We start from the raw sequence: 15,048 nt of genomic DNA, 5'->3' as shown, positions 1-15,048 counted from the left end.
CCGGTCGCCGAGCTGCTGCGCGCCGAGGCCTTCCGGCTGCGGCGCTCGGCTCGGGCGGCGGGTGAGGCGCGCGCTGCGACCCTCGGCGTTCGGCTCATGCTGCCGCTCGGGCTCTGCGTGCTGCCGGCGTTCGTGCTGCTCGGCGTCGCGCCCCTCATGATCTCCGTCATCACCGGCACCCTCGTCGGTGCCGGGTGACGGCCAACGCTCGTGCCGCCACCCGCTGAGACCTCGGCACACCGAAACCTCGGCACTACAGGAAGGAACACCTCATGCACCAACCCGCCACACCGATCGAGGCCGCCGAGCGCGATAGGTCGTCGTCGATACCGGGTCATCGCTCGCCGCGGCGCTGCCTCCGCGCCGGGCTCCGCACCGTCGCACGGCGTCTCGCCGGAGAACGAGGTGCAGCGACGGCCGAATACGCGGTGGCCACGATGGCCGCGGTCGGCTTCGCCGGTCTCCTCGTGCTCATCCTGCGCGGCGACGAGGTGCGCGGCATCCTCACCGACCTCGTGCGGAATGCGCTCACCGTCGGCTGACCGCGACCGGGGCAGCGTGACCGCGGAGTTCGCGGTCGCGCTGCCTGCGATCGCACTCGTGCTCGCGGCCTGCCTCGCGTCAGTACAGCTCATCGCCCAACAGGTGCGGCTGACGGATGCCGCGGCCGACGCCGCCCGTGCGCTCGGCCGTGGGGAGTCGGCCGCCGAGGCGGGCGCGATCGCCGACCGCGTCTCCGGAGGCGCCGCGCTCGGCGTCGCCGTCGACGGCATGTTCGTCTGCGCAACGCTCAGTACCCCGGGCGACGGGCTTCTCGCGGCGATCGAATTGCGCGCGGAATCGTGCGCCGTGACGGGCGGGCGATGATGCGGCGATCGGTACTGCGGCGGGTGATGAGGCGGCGGTCGATCGTCGACGAGGGCGGCGCGGCATCCGTGCTCGCCCTCGGCATCGTCGGCGCGATCGTCGCGCTCACCGTCGCCGTCGTTCCCATGCTCACGGTGTTCGTGGCGTCGCAGCGGGCCGCCAACGCAGCGGATGCCGCGGCGCTCGCCGCTGCCGACGCGACCTCCGGTGCCGTGCCCGGCGTGCCTTGTCAGCTCGCGGGGCAGGTGGCGGCGCGCAACGGCGCCACGCTCGGCTCGTGCGAGGCCCTGGGGCCGGCGGCATCCGTCACCGTGACGGTTTCCGTGCTCGGTTTCGAGCTCGACGCCGCAGCGAGGGCAGGGCCCCCGGAACAGACGGGGGAATGGTCGGGCTGAGCTCAGACGAAGACGGTCTCGACGAAGCGATACTCGACCGCGGTCGGCCTGTCGTCGTCGTCGGCGCTGAACTCGAGGCCGGCGGCCCGCGAGTACACGTAGTGCTTGCCGTGCTCGGCGCCCAGCTCCAACCGCGGACGTGGATCGCCCGATTCGAGGAAGGGTGTTGCGACCGTCTTGCCCTCGAGTGGTCCGTCGATCAGCTTTGCGGTGTACGAGCCGGTGGTTGACGTATCCATGCGGGCAATTCTCCTCCGACCGCCACGATCCGCAAGGGCTCGACGCGCGACGCCGGCGTGTGCCATTTCGCGACGAGCATCGGTGCACTCACGGTGAGGGTGTGTATGGTGTGGCTGTCGGCGCAGCGAGTCGCCGGTCGATGGCACACACCGCTCGGGGGCGCGGCATTCATGTGCGTTCCCGTCTCAAATGTTGGAATAAGAGGAGTCTGGTGTCAGGCGCGAAGAAATTGGTCATCGTAGAGTCGCCGACCAAGATGAAGTCCATCGCCCAGTATCTGGGTGAGGGCTACGAAGTGCTGTCGTCGGTCGGGCACATCCGCGACCTGATCGAGCCGAAGAACCTGCCCGCCGAGCTCAAGAAGGGCTCGCTCGGCAAGTTCTCGGTCGACGTCGAGCACGGGTTCGAGCCGTACTACGTCGTCTCCGACTCGAAGAAGAAGACCGTCGCCGACTTGAAGCGCGCGCTGAAGAACGCCGACGAGCTCCTGCTCGCCACTGATGAGGACCGCGAGGGCGAAGCCATCGCGTGGCACCTCCTGCAGGAGCTGAAGCCCAAGGTTCCGGTGCGCCGAATGGTCTTCCACGAGATCACGAAAGACGCGATCCAGAAGGCGAAGGACAACACCCGCGAACTCGACACCGCCCTCGTCGACGCGCAGGAGACCCGCCGCATCCTCGACCGTCTCTACGGCTATGAGGTGTCGCCGGTGCTGTGGCGCAAGGTCGGCCCCGGCCTGTCAGCCGGCCGCGTGCAGTCGGCCGCGACCCGGCTCGTCGTCGATCGCGAACGTGAACGGCTCGCGTTCGTCGCCGCCGGCTACTGGGATCTCATCGGACGCTTCGCGAGCGGTGAGGCGGCGTCGGCCTTCGAAGCACGGCTCGTGCGCCTCGGCGGGAATCGCGTCGCCACCGGCCGCGACTTCGACGACTCCGGCAAGCTCAAGGGCTCGGCCGTCGTGCTCAACGAGCCCGCAGCGCACGCGCTCGTCACCGCACTGCGTGCCGAGGGCGTGAACCGCACCGTCTCCAAGGTCGAATCGAAGCCCTACTCCCGGCGGCCCGCTGCACCGTTCACGACCTCGACGCTGCAGCAGGAGTCGGCGCGCAAGCTCCGCCTCTCGGCGCGCGACACCATGCGCGTCGCGCAGTCGCTCTACGAGAACGGCTACATCACCTATATGCGAACCGACTCGGTGTCGCTCTCGCAGCAGGCGATCACGGCGGCTCGCGCGCAGGCCACCGCCCTCTACGGAGCCGACTCGATCCCCGACAAGCCGCGCGTCTACTCCGGCAAGAGCAAGAACGCCCAAGAGGCGCACGAGGCGATCCGACCCTCGGGCGAGGTGTTCCGCACGCCCTCCGAGCTGCAGAGCGTGCTGCGCGGCAGCGAATTCAAGCTCTACGACCTCATCTGGAAGCGCACCGTCGCGTCGCAGATGGCCGACGCGAAGGGTCAGACCGCGACCGTCACGATCGAGGTCGGTCCCACGGCGACGGATGCTTCGGCTCCCGCCGAGGCATCCGTGCCCATCACCGGAGCCATCGCCGAGTTCACCGCGAGCGGCACCGTCATCACCTTCCGCGGCTTCCTTGCGGCCTATGAGGAGAGCCGCGACGAGGAGCGCAACGCCGACGACGCGCCAGGCGAGGCGAAGCTGCCGCCGCTCACCGAGGGCCAGGCCCTCACGCTCGCCGAGCTCGAGGCGAAGGGCCACGAGACCAGCCCGCCCCCGCGCTACACCGAAGCGAGCCTCGTGAAGCGGCTCGAGGAGCTCGGCATCGGCCGCCCCTCGACGTTCGCGTCGATCATCTCGACGATCCTCGACCGCGGCTACGTCACGCAGCGCGGCCAGGCACTCGTGCCGAGCTGGATCGCCTTCTCGGTCGTGCGCCTGCTCGAGGAGCACTTCGGCGATCTCGTCGAATACGACTTCACCGCCGAGATGGAAGACGACCTCGACCGGATCGCCGCCGGCGAGGCCGACCGGGTCGACTGGCTGAACGGCTTCTACTTCGGCTCAGAGACGCACCGCGGGCTCCGCCAGGTCGTCGACAACCTCGGCGACATCGACGCGCGCGAGATCAACTCGGTCGTGATCGCCCCCGACATCACCCTACGCATCGGCAAGTACGGCCCCTACCTCGAGACGGTGGATCCGGATGCCGAGGCCGACGCACCGCCGCGCCGCGTCAACCTCCCCACCGAACTCGCCCCCGACGAGCTCACCGAGGCAAAGGCCCGCGAGCTCATCGAGGCGCCGGTGCAGGGCGACCGGGTGCTCGGCGAGAACCCCGTGAACGGCAAGCAGGTCGTATTGAAAGACGGGCGGTTCGGCCCGTACGTGACCGAAGTCGAGCCCGAGCCCGAGGCCGCGCCTGAGGCATCCGTCGATGCAGCCACCGGCGAGGTCATCGAGCCGGCCAAGCTGAAACGCGCCGCGAAGAAGGTCGCAGCGGCCAAGCCGCGCACGGCCTCGCTCTTCAAGAGCATGGAGCCGGCGGAGCTCGACCTCGAGACGGCGCTGAAACTGCTCGACCTGCCGCGCGTGGTGGGCGCCGACCCCGAGTCGGGCGACGAGATCACCGCGCAGAACGGCCGCTACGGTCCGTACCTGAAGAAGGGCGCCGACACGCGCACACTCCCGAGCGAGGACGCGATCTTCGAGATCGACCTCGACGGTGCACTCGCGCTCTATGCGCAGCCCAAGTACGGTGCCCGCAGCGCGTCGAGCGCACTCAAGGAGTTCGAGAACGACCCGGTGAGCGGCAAGCCGATCAAGGTGAAAGACGGCCGATTCGGTCCCTACGTCACCGATGGCACGACGAACGCCACGATCCCGCGGGCCGAATCGGTCGAGGAGATCACCTTCGAGCGAGCCGTCGAGCTGCTGCAGATCAAGCGCGACAAGGGTCCCGCCGCGCCGCGTGCGAAGCGAACGACCACCGCGCGCACGACCACCGCCAAGAAGGCGCCCGCGAAGAAGGCGCCGGCCAAGAAGAGCACGTCGTGAGCTCGGGCGTCTTCATCACCCTCGAGGGCGGCGACGGCTCCGGCAAGACCACGCAGGCAGAACGGCTCGACCGCTGGCTCTCCGAGCAGGGACGCACGGTGCTGCGCACTCGCGAACCCGGCGGCACCGCGGTCGGCGTCGAGGTTCGCGAGATCGTGCTGCACCACCGCGGCGACATCTCGCCCCGGGCCGAGGCGCTGCTCTACGCGGCCGACCGCGCCCATCACGTCGCCACCGTCGTGCGTCCGGCGCTCGAACGCGGCGACGTCGTCATCCAGGATCGCTACATCGACTCGTCGGTCGCCTACCAGGGCGTCGGCCGCGTGCTCGACCCCGACGCGATCCGCGGCCTCTCCGAATGGGCCACCGAAGGTCTGCGACCCGACCTCACGATCCTGCTCGACCTCGACGCCGGTGCAGCGCGAGGCCGTCTCGACGAGGCGCGCACCAGGTACGACCGGCTCGAGGCCGAGGCATCCGAGTTCCACGACCGCGTTCGCAACGCCTACCTCGCGATCGCCGCAGCCGAGCCCGATCGCTTCCTCGTGGTCGACGCGGCGCTGCCCGCCGACGAGATCGCCGCAGCCATCCGCACGCGCGTCGCCGAACTCCTCTGAGATCGAGCGGGCCACGGTCGGCGGCGGAAGGTAGCGTGGAACCGTGAGCGTGTGGAGCGAACTGACCGGGCAGGATCAGGCGATCGCCGTGTTCCGCGGCGCCGCGAGCACCGCCGGCATCGCCAGCAGCGCCCAGCAGATGACCCACTCGTGGCTCATCACCGGCCCTCCCGGATCGGGGCGTTCGAACCTCGCATACGCCTTCGCCACCGCGCTCATCTCGGGTGACCCCGACGGCGACGAGCCCACCCGCATCCAGGTCGAGGCGCGTAGCCACCCCGACCTGCACGTGCTCGCCACCGAGGGCGTCATCATCAAGCGCGACGACGTGCGCGAGATCGTGCGCCGCTCGCACTACTCGCCCTCCGTCGGGCGTCACCGCGTGATCATCGTCGAAGACGCCGACCGCATGACCGAGCAGACCTCGAACTTCCTGCTGAAAGAGCTCGAGGAGCCGCCCGAGCGCACCGTGTGGATCCTGTGTGCACCGAGCGAGGCCGACCTCATCCCGACCATCCGCTCGCGGGTTCGTTCCGTGCGCCTCCAGGTTCCGAGCATCGCGGATGTCGCGTCGCTCCTCGTTCGCCGCGACGGCGTCGATCCCGTGCTCGCCGAGCGCGCGGCGCGCGAGGCGCAGAGCCACATCGGCATGGCGCATCGGCTCGCGACGAGCGATGAGGCGCGGAGTCGTCGCGCCGAGACGCTCCGGCTCGCGCTCGAGGTGCGCTCGGCGGCGACCGCGGTCGCCACGGCGGCGCGCTTCCTCGAGATCGCGGGCGACGACGCGAAGGCGATCACCGAGCTGCGCGACGCCGAAGAGCGCGCGCACGCGTTGCACTCGCTCGGCGTCGCGCCCGGCCAAGCGGTGCCCAATGCGCTCCGCCCGCAGCTCAAGGCGCTCGAAGACGATCAGAAGCGCCGCGCGACGCGGAGCCTTCGCGACGGCATCGACCGCATCCTCGTCGATCTCGCGTCGCTCTACCGCGACATCCTGCTGATCCAGCTCGGCGCCGACGTCGAGCTCGTGAACCGAGAGCTGCTCGAGCGCCTGCAGTATGCCGCGGCATCCGCTTCGCCTGCCCGCACCCTCGCGACGCTCGATGCCATCCAGTCGGCTCGCGATCGCATCGACGGCAACGTGCAACCCGCGCTCGCGCTCGAGGCGATGCTCGTCTCGGCGATCCGCAGACCGACCACCGAACGGGGGGCCGCATGAACGGCACACGCGAACCGAACCGCGAACGACGGATGCCGCGCGCGCGGCGCATGGCATTGGCGGCGGTCGCGCTCGCGTCGGCGCTGGCGCTCAGCGCCTGCATGCCCACCTTCCTGAACCCGCCGAAGTCGCAGTCGACGCCGACGGGCGAGGAGGTCGACGCCGACCTGCAGCCGTTCTACGAACAGGTGCTCGAGTGGGAGCGATGCGGAGAGGAGCTCGGCTGCAGCACGGCCAAGGCACCCCTCGATTGGGACGACCCCGGGTCGGGCGAGATCGAGCTCGCCCTCGTGCGTCACGTCGCCACCGGCGACCGCATCGGCTCGCTGCTCGTGAACCCGGGCGGCCCCGGCGCCTCCGGATACGACTTCGTGGCCGACTCCCTGAGCTACGCCGTCGGCGAGCCGCTGCGCGACCGCTTCGACATCGTCGGATTCGACCCGCGCGGGGTCGGCCGCTCGAGTGCGGTCGCCTGCTACGACCCCGCCCAGATGGACGAGTACCTCTACGGAATCATCCCCGCTGAGCGCGGGAGTGATGACTGGGTCGCCGCGGTCGAGACCTCGGCGAAGGACTTCGGCACGGCGTGCGCCGAGAAGTCGGGCGACCTGCTCGCGAACGTCGACACGGTGAGCGCCGCTCGCGACCTCGACCTGCTGCGCGCGGTGCTCGGCGACGAGCAGCTGAACTATCTCGGCTACTCGTATGGCACCTTCCTCGGCGCGACGTTCGCCGACCTCTACCCCGACAAGGTGGGCCGGCTCGTGCTCGACGGCGCGATCGACCCCTCGGCGAGCGACTTCGAGGTCACGAAGGCGCAAGCGGTGGGCTTCGAGAAGGCGCTCCGCGCCTACGTCGAGAACTGCCTCGCCGGCAGCGATTGTCCGTTCCGCGGCTCAGCCGACGAGGCGATAGCGGAGATCGGCCGGCTCCTGGCATCCGTCGAACAGAGCCCGCTTCGCGGCACCGACGGCCGCCTCGTCGGAGCCGACACCCTGCTCACCGCCATCATCTACCCGCTCTACAGCGCCGACTCGTGGCCGTACCTCAGCCAGATGCTCGAATCGGTGATGCTGGGCGACGCCGACACCGCCTTGAGCTTCGCCGACGGCTACAACGGGCGTAACGCCGACGGCACCTACCTCGACAACTCGACCGAGGCGTTCCGAGCGATCAACTGCCTCGACTACTCGTACCAGTCCGATGTCTCGGTGATGCGTGACAAGGCCGCGGAGATCGCCGCGATCGCGCCGACGATCGGACGCTACTTCGGCTTCGGCGACCTCACGTGCGTGAACTGGCCGCACACGAGCGACCGCGATCGCGAAGAGATCCACGCCGAAGGCGCGGAGCCGATCCTCGTGATCGGCACCACGGGCGACCCCGCGACGCCGTACGAGTGGGCGGTCGCGCTCGCCGAGCAGCTCGAGAGCGGCGCGCTCGTCAGCTACGAGGGCGAGGGGCACACGGCGTACAACAAGTCGAACTCGTGCGTGAACGACGCCGTCGAGTCCTTCTTCATCGACGGCACGGTTCCCGCGAGCGATCCGCAATGCTGATCGGCCGGCCGGGCCGACGGCCATGGCACGCAAGGGTGTTCAACGGCGCCTGCGAAACCCGCTAACATAGATTCTCGTGCCAACCGGTGCGCCTCGGCGCAGCGGATGCCACGCCGCCTTAGCTCAGTCGGCAGAGCGTCTCACTCGTAATGAGAAGGTCGTGGGTTCGATTCCCACAGGCGGCTCCATCACCTCGAACGGCCCGGATGAATCCGGGCCGTTCGTGCGTCCGGCCCCAAGACACGGCCGCTCCGCATGTCGGCGGAGTTGGCATGCGGAGACGGTCGCACAGGGCCGCGGCGGAATCGGGCCATATCAGGCGTCCTCGTTCCCGTCCCAGTCGAAGTCGATCGGGTCGTCGGTGACGTTCGCGTTCGCGGGAATGCCGGTCACCGGGCGCATCGTCGCGAGACCGGCCGTGCGCCGATCCAGGTCGGCCACGAGGGCGTCGTCGACGAGCTCCTCCCCGCCGATCGTCTCGGACTCCGAGACGAGTTGGCTCGCGGGACCGATGAGGATATTCGCGCGCCCGACCGTGCCATCGCTGTGGCGAATAGGGATCTCGACGGATGCCGCCGACTCACGTTGCGCCAGCGCCTCCGCATACGCGAGCAGCGACCGTGCGATGTTGCTTCCGGTCAGCAGGTCTCCACCTGCATAGTGAATGCGGTCCATACTCCACGACTATCGGAATGCAAGCCTGCCGACAATCCCTTGCGCTCGGCTCGTGGAGCACTCCCACTTGAACGAGCACATCGACTCAGCCGATCGCCGCGCGAATCGCCGCGGCGTAGGCCTCGTACCCGGCGACCGTCGGGTGGAACGCCTCGGGGGAGGCGAGGCCGTGGATCCAGGGATCCGCGCTGTCAAGTCCGTGGCCGGCGAACGCCGACTCGACGTCGACGAAGAGGAATCCCGCGCCGGTGGCGGTCGCCTCGATGAGATCGTTGAGCAGCATGATGCCCTGGTTCACCGCGACCTTCCGCGGATCAGTCGGCGACTCGAACAGGAGTGGATAGCCCGTGACGACGACCGTCGCCTTCGGTGCCGCCGCGCCGATCGCCGCAAATGTGGAGGCGAGATCGGCCGCGAGTTGCGGGAGCCTCGCCTGTGCCACGGCAACGGCCGCAAAGCAATCGTCGACCGTGCCCGCGACACATGCCGAGGCGAGCACGTCGACCCCGAGGTCATTCCCCCCGACCGTGATCGTGATGAGCTTCGTCTGCCGGGTGAGCGCGGAGAGCTGGGTCGTGACGTCGGCCGTGGTGGCGCCCGAGCACGCGAGCAGAGCCACATGGCGCACGCCGGGATCGGCGCTGAGCAGGCTCGGATAGCCGGCCGGGCTCGTCAAGCACGTGTCGAGGTAGCCGCCCCCGCCGACACCAGCGGCATACGAGTCGCCGAGGGCCGCGTAGGCGACTTTCGATGTGGCGGCAGTCTGCGTCGGTCCACCGGGCACCGCTTGCGCGGGAACGGCGCCGACGAGAGCGGTCGCGAGTATGAGGGCGGTGGCGCCGAGGATGCTCATCTGGCGGCGGATTCGAGACGTCGTTGTCATAGGCGGAGGCTAGAGCAGATCGGATCTCGCCGCGACCCGATTCAGGACAGACAGCCGCCTCGTTCCGGTGCAGCTTCCCGACTTCGGAGCGATTTCAGCGTGGCCGCCCGCGGTTAGGCTGTCGCCATGACTGAACGACTGCGCTGGGGCATCCTCGCGACGGGTGGCATCGCCCGCGCCTTCACGAGCGACCTGAAGATCAACGGATTCACCGTGCAGGCGGTGGGCTCGAGGTCGAGTGCGGCCGCCGAGGCCTTCGCCGCGGAGTTCGAGATCCCGAACGCGCACGGGAGCTACGAGGCGCTCGTCGCCGACCCGGAGGTCGACGTGATCTACGTCTCGACGCCGCATCCGCTGCACGCGTCGAACGCGATGCTCGCACTCGAGGCCGGCAAGCACGTGCTCGTCGAGAAGCCGTTCGCGGTCAACGCCCGTGAGGCCCAGGCGATCGCCGACCTCGCGGCAGCGAAGGGGCTCCTCGCCCTCGAGGCGATGTGGACCCGCTACCTGCCCCACATGGCACGCATCCGCGAGATCATCGCCGAGGGAACACTCGGCGAGGTGCGCGCGCTCATGGCCGATCACACGCAGAAGCTCTCCGACGACCCGGCACACCGCATCAACGCGCTCGAGCTGGGCGGTGGCGCCCTCCTCGACCTCGGGATCTACCCGATCTCCTTCGCCTGGGACCTCTTCGGGGCGCCCCTCACGATCCAGTCGACGGCGACGTTCAAGAGCACCGGTGCCGATGCCCAGATCGCGACGATCTTCGGCTACGAGGGCGGGCGAGTCGCCACGACGCTCTCGGCGAGTGATTCGAGCGGGCCGAACACCGCCGTGGTGCTCGGCACCGAAGCTCGTATCGACATCGACCGGGTCTGGTACACGCCCGCGAGCTTCCGCGTGGTCGCCCCAGATGGCACCGTCATCGAGGAGTTCCGCCCGATCGACGTCAACGGGCGAGGTATGCATTGCCAGGCCGAAGCCGTCGAACGGCTCGTCGCAGCCGGCACCCTGGGCGGCGACGTGCTGCCCATCGACGAAACGGTCGCGATTCTGGGAACGCTCGATGCGATCCGCGAGCAGATCGGCTTGCGCTACCCGGGGGAATGACCTTCGGAGCAGCCTGCCGAAACCGGCACGTACAATGCCGGGGTGGATGACCGGAAGGATGACCCGACGCTCGAACCTGCCCAGGCGGAGACGGCAGTGACCGCGGGCGCGGCGTCGGCACGGTTCGGCGCCTTCGTGCGCAAGCACCGGCTCACCCTCTCGATCACCGGTGGAGTGCTCGCATTCGCGCTGCTCGGCACTGGAGCCGTGTTCGCCGGCGCCGCCACGGGTGCGGGCGAGGAGGTCGCCGTCGCAACGCGGTCGACCCCCACCCCGACGCCGGATGCCGCCCGGCCGGTGCCCGCGGCAGTTGCGCCTGCGAGCCGCATCCGCACGTGCTCCGTCGCCGACCGCGCCGCCGACGGCCGCCTCGCGAACCTGCAGGCGCATGTCAGGAACGCCGCCACGGGCGAGGCGCTCTATGACCGTGGCGCTGCCACGCCCTCGCGAACGGCGAGCGTCATGAAGGTGCTCACCGCGGCGGCCGCGCTGTCGGTACTCGGCCCAGACCACCGCGCGGCCACGACCGTCGTGAAAGGCGCCGAGCCCGGATCCGTCGTGCTCGTCGGCGGCGGGGACGTGACCCTCTCACGAACGCCCAGCGGCACGACCACGGTGTACCCCGGCGCGGCGCACCTCGACGAGCTCGCACAGCAGGTGCGAAGCGCGTGGTCGGCCGACCCCTCGAATCCGCCGCTCACGAAGCTCGTGCTCGACGCGAGCTTCTTCGGCGGTGACGAGTGGCATCCGACCTGGGACCTCATCGAGCGCGAAGACGGCTACATGTCGAACATCACGGCGCTGCAGGTCGACGGCGACCGCGACAGCCCGTCGAGCAACACCTCGTGGCGCAGCCCCGATCCGATCGCACGCGCAGGCGACGCCTTCGCATCGGAGCTCGGCGGCATCTCGGTCATCGAGCGCGGCACGGCCCCGGCCGGCGCCGCGCAGCTCGGCCGGGTGCTCTCGCCCACTGTCGCCGAACTCGTCGACAAGGCGCTCGTCGTCTCCGACAACTCCGTCGCCGAGATGCTCGCTCGCCTCGTCGCGATCGAGACGGGCGCCGGCAATGATTTCAGTGCGATCAACGCCGGGGTGCTCGAGGGGCTCGCGGCCTACGGGCTCGACACGACGGGCATCACCGTCGTCGACGGCTCAGGACTCAGCGACGACAACGCCGTGCCGCCGGCCTACCTCACCCAGCTCTTCGTGAAGATCAATGCGCGCGAGGGCAACCTCGGCATCCTCATGGACGGATTGCCCGTCTCGGGCCAGCGCGGGTCGCTCTCCTACAACGACCGGTTCCAGGGCGAGAACGCGGTGGCCTCCGGGGCAGTCTCGGCCAAGACGGGATGGATCGAGAGCGGGTACACGCTCTCGGGCGTCATCCGTGCACAAGACGGCTCGACCCTCACGTTCGCGATCTACGCCCTCGGCGACGTGACCGACGAGGCGAAGCAGGCGATCGACACCCTCACCACCGGCTTCTTCCTCTGCGGCGACAACCTCTCCAACCAGTAGTGCCGCCGCCGTCCAACCGGCCGCGCTGACTGGAAGAATGGAGGTGCGGCCGGATCGGCCGCATGCAGGACGAGCGAAGGAGCGAGCCGATGACCCGGGCCCTGTTCATCATCGACGTGCAGAATGACTTCACCGAGGGGGGTGCGCTCGGTGTCGAGGGCGGCGCCGCCGTCGCTGCAGGCGTGACCGAGCTGCTCGAACGGCACCGCGGCGAGTACGACGTGGTCGTGGCATCCCGCGACTGGCATTCCGCCGAGGGAGACAACGGCGGTCATTTCGCGGTCGAGAGCGAGCCCGACTTCGTCGAGACCTGGCCCGTGCACTGCGTCGCGGGAACTGAGGGCGCCGAATACCACCCGGCGCTCTCGCTCGATCACGTCGATGTGCACATCCGCAAGGGTCAGGGGGTGCCTGCCTACTCGATCTTCGAGGGCACCGACGACGACGGCGCCTCGATGAGCGACGTGCTCACCAGCCGGGGCATCACCGACGTCGACGTCGTCGGCATCGCGACCGATTATTGCGTGCGGGCGAGCGTGCTCGACGCGCTCGAGCACGGCCAGCACGTGCGCGTCTTCACCGACCTCATCGCCGGCGTCGCCGCCTCGACCTCCGAACTCGCACTCGCCGAACTGGGCCACGCGGGCGCCGACATCACCGAGTCGACCGCGCTCGACAGGGCCGCCTCGTGAGGCGAGCCGACACGGCACCGGTGCCCAGTCTCTACGCCGAGTCATCCGACGGCGTGCTCATCGCCTACCGCTTGCATGGGTCCGGTGAAGCGCATGCCGCGCTGCCGCCCGTGCTCCTCGTGCACGGGTTCGCATCGACTTCGGCCGTGACGTGGGATGGCACCGGCTGGGTGCAGGCGCTTCGTGCAGCGGGCCGCGCCGTGATCACGCTCGACCTGCGCGGACACGGCGAGAGCGACAAGCCGGTCGACGGCGACTCCTATTCGCCCGAACTGCTCGGCGCCGACCTGCTCGCCGTGGTCGACTCCGCAGGCGTCGGCCAGGTGGACCTGATCGGCTACTCGATGGGCAATCGGGTGGTGTCGGCCTTCGCCTCCATCGCCCCCGAGCGCGTTCGCCGGGTCGTCATCGGCGGAGCGGGGCCGCACGAGCTCTTCGCCTCATGGGATCTCGAGGAGGCGCGCGCCGTGCTGCTGCGCGACGAGCCGTCGAGGAATCCGCTCATCGACCAGCTGCTCCGGCCCGCGATCTCTGCGGGCGCCGACCGTGAGGCGCTCCTCGCCTGCATCGAAGGCGTGCAGGGAGCGCCGCTCTCGATCCCGGGCGACATCCCGACGCTGTTCGTCGCCGGCGAGAACGATCCGGTGCCCGAAGGCGCACGCGAGCTCGCGCTCGACTGGGACGCCGACTACGTGTCGATCCCCGGACGCGACCACGTGTCGACGCTCACGGCGCGGGCGTTCAAGGACGCCGCGATCGAGTTCCTCGCCTGAGCTGGTCCTTCGAGCGTTCGACGAGTCCTCACCTGCCCTGTCGTGGGTTCGCAACTCCGGATGCGCCCGCCGACACGCCGCTCGGTGAAACCCGTCGCGCGGGGTGTCGCTCGAGGCATCCGGATGTCCGCACGCTCGGTCGCGCGGCGGCTTCTCCTCCCGAGGCGGCTCGTGCCGCCGATGCTCCACAGGTCGCAGAGGACCGACGGATGCATCCCTCCACGACTGCGAGGCTCCTGACATGTTCGGAGCGCGGGAGGTGGCACGCGCACACGGCGGCGTATGCACCGCGGCGGACCTGCTCGCGGCTGGTGTGAGTCGCCCGAGGATCGCCGCCGCCGTCGAGCACGGGGAGGTCGAGCGCCTTCGGCGGGGAGTGTTCGCCGACCCGGGCGTCCCGGCCGAGGTCAAACGCGCCGTGCGTGTCGGCGGCCGGCTCGCGTGCGTGTCCGCCGCGGGTCTGCACGGCCTGCGAGTGCTCAATGTTCCCCACGAACTGCACGTCGATGTCGATGCCCATGCCACGCGACTGCGGCATCCCGACGATTCGAGCCGGAGGCTCCTGCCGGGCGAGGCATCCGCCGGGGTACGGCTGCATTGGGCGCGCGGCGGTTCGACCGGGGGAACATTGGTGTCGCTCGAGGAGTGTCTCGTCCAGATGTTCACCTGCCTCCCGGAACTCGAGGTGCTCTGTGCCCTCGACTCGGCCCGCGAACGGGTCGATTGGATGCCTGAGGCCCCAGCTGCTCGACGACGCCGCGTTCGCTCGTCTCATGCAGCGCATGACGCCGTCGCTTCGATTGGTTGCCCGACGCTCGATCACGGGGAGCCAAGCAGTCGGCGAAACGGTGGCTCGGGAGCGATTTCGTGCGGCGGGCGTCCCGGTGCGCGCGCAGGTGCCGATGCCGGGCGGGTACTGGGCCGACCTGTTGATCGGCGAGCGGCTGATCTTCGATGTGGAGGGAGAGGGGCCGCACACCGCACCCGGCGCCTTCGATCGGGACCGTGCACGAATCGGATGGCTGAAGGCGGTCGGCTACGCGCACATCTCGTTCAGCCATCGCCAGGTCCTCGACGAGTGGGAGTCGATCGACCACGCGGTGCGCATGCTCATGCGGCGCGCCGTTCACCTTTGGGGCGACGGGCGTGACCGCCGGGAGCTTGCATGAGCGCTTCGATGTGCACAACTCCGGATGCCGCGGGCGACACGCCGGAAAGGAAGGTCGCCCGCTCGGGGCGTCGGCTCGAGTGTCCGGAGTTACGGCCCGGGCAGGTGAATCGGGAACGGAGTCACAGGGTGTTGCCGAGCTTGAAGCCGCGCTGCTCGTCGTCTTTGCGGGTGTACGAGAAGCCGTCGGCGCCGATCGTGACCTCCATCTCGGACTCGTCGGTGCGCGCCACCACGGGCTGCGGCTCGCCGTCGAGGTCGAGCACGAGCGAGGCCTCCGTGTACCAGCTCGGCACGACGGGGTTGCCCCACCAGT

Annotated in this window: 15 protein-coding genes, 1 tRNA gene and 3 pseudogenes; 15 read left to right on the top strand and 4 right to left on the bottom strand. The window is 69.6% G+C overall.

Features of this window, described 5'->3' with window-relative positions:
* The 4 genes and pseudogenes from ESP51_RS20550 to ESP51_RS05965 all read left to right on the top strand — a co-directional run.
* A pseudogene (locus tag ESP51_RS20550) lies at window positions 1-198 on the top strand (type II secretion system F family protein); the annotation flags it as partial.
* Window positions 199-272: 74 nt separating this feature from the next.
* A complete protein-coding gene (locus ESP51_RS05975) occupies window positions 273-542 on the top strand; it encodes a DUF4244 domain-containing protein (RefSeq protein ID WP_129519977.1) in 270 nt (89 codons plus the stop codon).
* 16 nt (window positions 543-558) lie between these two features.
* Window positions 559-867, top strand: coding sequence for a TadE family type IV pilus minor pilin (locus ESP51_RS05970; RefSeq protein ID WP_241843005.1), 309 nt, complete (start codon window positions 559-561; stop codon window positions 865-867).
* 26 nt (window positions 868-893) lie between these two features.
* Window positions 894-1,262, top strand: coding sequence for an Rv3654c family TadE-like protein (locus ESP51_RS05965; protein ID WP_129519975.1), 369 nt, complete (start codon window positions 894-896; stop codon window positions 1,260-1,262).
* Window positions 1,263-1,264: 2 nt separating this feature from the next.
* Here ESP51_RS05965 and ESP51_RS05960 read toward each other — a convergent pair whose 3' ends face one another.
* Window positions 1,265-1,501 carry a hypothetical protein gene (locus ESP51_RS05960; protein WP_129519974.1) on the bottom strand — a complete coding sequence of 79 codons (237 nt, stop codon included), beginning with the start codon at window positions 1,499-1,501 and terminating at the stop codon, window positions 1,265-1,267.
* A 212-nt stretch (window positions 1,502-1,713) separates the two neighbouring features.
* Between ESP51_RS05960 and topA the strand changes: the two genes are divergently transcribed.
* From topA to ESP51_RS05935, 5 genes are all read left to right on the top strand, one after another.
* Entirely contained in the window at window positions 1,714-4,515 is a 2,802-nt protein-coding gene (topA, locus tag ESP51_RS05955; RefSeq protein WP_129519973.1) for a type I DNA topoisomerase, read from the top strand.
* Window positions 4,512-5,132 (top strand): dTMP kinase, encoded by a 621-nt coding sequence (tmk, locus tag ESP51_RS05950; RefSeq protein WP_129519972.1) that lies wholly within the window; start codon window positions 4,512-4,514, stop codon window positions 5,130-5,132. The genes topA and tmk overlap by 4 nt, the downstream gene beginning before the upstream one ends.
* 43 nt (window positions 5,133-5,175) lie before the next feature.
* Window positions 5,176-6,348, top strand: coding sequence for a DNA polymerase III subunit delta' (locus ESP51_RS05945; RefSeq protein WP_129519971.1), 1,173 nt, complete (start codon window positions 5,176-5,178; stop codon window positions 6,346-6,348).
* Entirely contained in the window at window positions 6,345-7,907 is a 1,563-nt protein-coding gene (locus tag ESP51_RS05940; RefSeq protein ID WP_129519970.1) for an alpha/beta hydrolase, read from the top strand. Before ESP51_RS05945 ends, ESP51_RS05940 begins: the two co-directional genes overlap by 4 nt.
* A gap of 112 nt (window positions 7,908-8,019) precedes the next feature.
* Window positions 8,020-8,095: transfer RNA gene (locus tag ESP51_RS05935), tRNA-Thr, on the top strand.
* A gap of 127 nt (window positions 8,096-8,222) precedes the next feature.
* On the opposite strand, the gene ESP51_RS05930 is transcribed toward ESP51_RS05935, so the two are convergent.
* Both ESP51_RS05930 and ESP51_RS05925 read right to left on the bottom strand, forming a co-directional pair.
* Entirely contained in the window at window positions 8,223-8,582 is a 360-nt protein-coding gene (locus tag ESP51_RS05930) for a hypothetical protein (RefSeq protein ID WP_129519969.1), read from the bottom strand.
* 85 nt (window positions 8,583-8,667) lie between these two features.
* On the bottom strand, window positions 8,668-9,465 hold the full coding sequence (locus ESP51_RS05925; protein WP_129519968.1) for an SGNH/GDSL hydrolase family protein: 798 nt from the start codon (window positions 9,463-9,465) through the stop codon (window positions 8,668-8,670).
* A gap of 126 nt (window positions 9,466-9,591) precedes the next feature.
* On the opposite strand from ESP51_RS05925, the gene ESP51_RS05920 reads away from it, so the two are divergent.
* The 6 genes and pseudogenes from ESP51_RS05920 to ESP51_RS20995 all read left to right on the top strand — a co-directional run bounded on the left by ESP51_RS05920 (window position 9,592) and on the right by ESP51_RS20995 (window position 14,733).
* Window positions 9,592-10,578, top strand: a complete 987-nt coding sequence (locus ESP51_RS05920) for a Gfo/Idh/MocA family protein (protein ID WP_129519967.1) — start codon at window positions 9,592-9,594, stop codon at window positions 10,576-10,578.
* 42 nt (window positions 10,579-10,620) lie between these two features.
* Window positions 10,621-12,099 carry a D-alanyl-D-alanine carboxypeptidase/D-alanyl-D-alanine-endopeptidase gene (locus tag ESP51_RS05915; RefSeq protein WP_241843004.1) on the top strand — a complete coding sequence of 493 codons (1,479 nt, stop codon included), beginning with the start codon at window positions 10,621-10,623 and terminating at the stop codon, window positions 12,097-12,099.
* An 89-nt stretch (window positions 12,100-12,188) separates the two neighbouring features.
* A complete protein-coding gene (locus ESP51_RS05910) occupies window positions 12,189-12,791 on the top strand; it encodes an isochorismatase family protein (RefSeq protein ID WP_129519966.1) in 603 nt (200 codons plus the stop codon).
* Complete coding sequence (locus ESP51_RS05905; protein ID WP_241843003.1) at window positions 12,788-13,564, top strand: alpha/beta fold hydrolase; 777 nt, start codon at window positions 12,788-12,790, stop codon at window positions 13,562-13,564. Before ESP51_RS05910 ends, ESP51_RS05905 begins: the two co-directional genes overlap by 4 nt.
* A gap of 241 nt (window positions 13,565-13,805) precedes the next feature.
* A pseudogene (locus ESP51_RS21235) lies at window positions 13,806-13,937 on the top strand (type IV toxin-antitoxin system AbiEi family antitoxin domain-containing protein); the annotation flags it as partial.
* 475 nt (window positions 13,938-14,412) lie between these two features.
* The gene (locus ESP51_RS20995) at window positions 14,413-14,733 is read left to right on the top strand and encodes a DUF559 domain-containing protein (protein ID WP_241843002.1); all 321 of its coding nucleotides are present in this window, start codon (window positions 14,413-14,415) and stop codon (window positions 14,731-14,733) included.
* Between the two features lie 121 nt (window positions 14,734-14,854).
* Here the strand turns inward: ESP51_RS20995 and ESP51_RS20990 are convergent.
* Window positions 14,855-15,048, bottom strand: a pseudogene (locus ESP51_RS20990) (3,4-dihydroxyphenylacetate 2,3-dioxygenase); the annotation flags it as partial.

The organism is Agromyces albus, assembly GCF_004134825.1.
Lineage (GTDB): Bacteria > Actinomycetota > Actinomycetes > Actinomycetales > Microbacteriaceae > Agromyces > Agromyces albus.
This window is presented reverse-complemented; position numbering and strand designations above follow the sequence as displayed.

Bases quoted from the DNA above. Each gene is read 5' to 3' on its own strand.
- ESP51_RS05975 (WP_129519977.1), top strand. From the start codon at position 273: ATGCACCAACCCGCCACACCGATCGAGGCCGCCGAGCGCGATAGGTCG.
- ESP51_RS05965 (WP_129519975.1), top strand. From the start codon at position 894: ATGAGGCGGCGGTCGATCGTCGACGAGGGCGGCGCGGCATCCGTGCTC.
- ESP51_RS05960 (WP_129519974.1), bottom strand. From the start codon at position 1,501: ATGGATACGTCAACCACCGGCTCGTACACCGCAAAGCTGATCGACGGA.
- ESP51_RS05940 (WP_129519970.1), top strand. From the start codon at position 6,345: ATGAACGGCACACGCGAACCGAACCGCGAACGACGGATGCCGCGCGCG.
- ESP51_RS05930 (WP_129519969.1), bottom strand. From the start codon at position 8,582: ATGGACCGCATTCACTATGCAGGTGGAGACCTGCTGACCGGAAGCAAC.
- ESP51_RS05925 (WP_129519968.1), bottom strand. From the start codon at position 9,465: ATGACAACGACGTCTCGAATCCGCCGCCAGATGAGCATCCTCGGCGCC.
- ESP51_RS05920 (WP_129519967.1), top strand. From the start codon at position 9,592: ATGACTGAACGACTGCGCTGGGGCATCCTCGCGACGGGTGGCATCGCC.
- ESP51_RS05910 (WP_129519966.1), top strand. From the start codon at position 12,189: ATGACCCGGGCCCTGTTCATCATCGACGTGCAGAATGACTTCACCGAG.